General features: G+C 73.1%; 2 protein-coding genes. One reads left to right on the top strand and one right to left on the bottom strand.

The genetic code is table 11. The features are described from left to right. Positions 1-619 (bottom strand): glycosyltransferase (locus G6026_RS12680; RefSeq protein ID WP_347238103.1); only part of this gene is annotated, 619 nt, incomplete at its 3' end. A gap of 61 nt (positions 620-680) precedes the next feature. On the opposite strand from G6026_RS12680, the gene G6026_RS12675 reads away from it, so the two are divergent. Beyond that, positions 681-1,348, top strand: a 668-nt coding sequence (locus tag G6026_RS12675) for a WcbI family polysaccharide biosynthesis putative acetyltransferase (RefSeq protein ID WP_182613383.1), incomplete at its 3' end; no start/stop codon positions are given.

Raw genomic sequence — 1,348 nt, 5'->3', positions numbered from 1 at the left:
CCACACCCACGGTCCGCCGGCCGGATGGCTGTGCGAAGGGCGGCTCGGCGGGGCGCTCGTCCTGCGCGGGCGGCCCAGCGTGTCCGGCGTTCCCGAGACGGCCCAGGCGGTGCGGCTCGGTGACCCCGACCGGCATGAGCCGGGGATGGGGGATGACCCGGGAGCCCACGCCCCACCTCCGCCGTATCTCATCCGCCGCACCCGCGGTCAGGGTGATGACCGCGTCCGCCCCCCGCACCAGGATCCCGGTGCGTTCGAGATGCATGGCCGGGTCGGGCTCGTGGGGATTGGTCAGGTCGTGCACGGTCACCACCAACGGCATCCCTCGTGTCCGGACCGCGACGACGAACTCCGCGACCTGTGCCGGGCTCCGGTGCTCGTAACCGAAGTGCACGTGGACGAGGTCGGTGCCGTCCAGCACCTCGGGACGATCAGCGGCCTCGAGCGCGGGGTGCGGCCACCACCGCGACGGCTCGGCCGGATCGAGCAGGGGATCGGCGAGCACCGCGACATCCCCCCGCTCGGTGACGGGGCCGAGGGCGTGACGCACGTAGTCGTGGCCGGCGGGGATCGACCGGATCCGGAGGGGGCCTGCGGACGAGGAGCGGCTGTGGGTCACTCCGCCACCGTGCCACGTCTGCCGGTTGCCGCGACCTGGGGCCCTGCCTACGCTCGTCGCGGTGAGCACCACCGCCCAGCCCTCCGTCATGGTGATCGGCAACTGTCAGGCCGATGTCTACCGCGACCTCCTCCGCAGCGTCGACGGGGTCGCGGTGCGGGACGTGCGACCGGTGTACGAGATGACGGCACGCGACGTCCCGGAGCTGCACGCGGACCTCGCGCGCACCGACGTGCTGATCATCCAGCCCGTCCGGGACGACTACCGGGACCTCCCCCTGGGCCATCGCCAACTCGCGGCGCGTCTGCCGACCGGGGCGACCGTCGTGCTGGTCCCGGTGCTGAGGTACGCCGGACTGCACCCCTATCAGGTGCTGATCCGCCCCCCTCACGACCGTTCACTCGTCCCGCCCATCGCCCCGTACCACGACCTGCGGGCGATCATCGCCGCCGCGACCGGTGACGAGGACGTACTCCGCGCCGCCCCCGACCCCGATCAGGCGCGCGCGGCGGCGCGGGAGTCGGTGGAGGCACTGCGCATCCGTGAACAGGCCCACGGCACGCTGATCGCCTCGGATCTGCTCGAGGGCACACCGCGATGGCACACCATCAACCACCCGGACCGCCATACCCTGCGCGAGGTCTTCCGTCGCGTCCTCGACGCACTGCCCGCGGGGCTCGTCGACGACCCACCCGACATCGGCGACCGCGAGCCGCTCGGGGCCACGAG

This window comes from Dietzia sp. DQ11-38-2 (genome assembly GCF_014145055.1).
GTDB lineage: Bacteria > Actinomycetota > Actinomycetes > Mycobacteriales > Mycobacteriaceae > Dietzia.
Note: the sequence above shows the minus strand (reverse complement) of the source record. Positions and strands in the feature narration are given on the sequence as shown.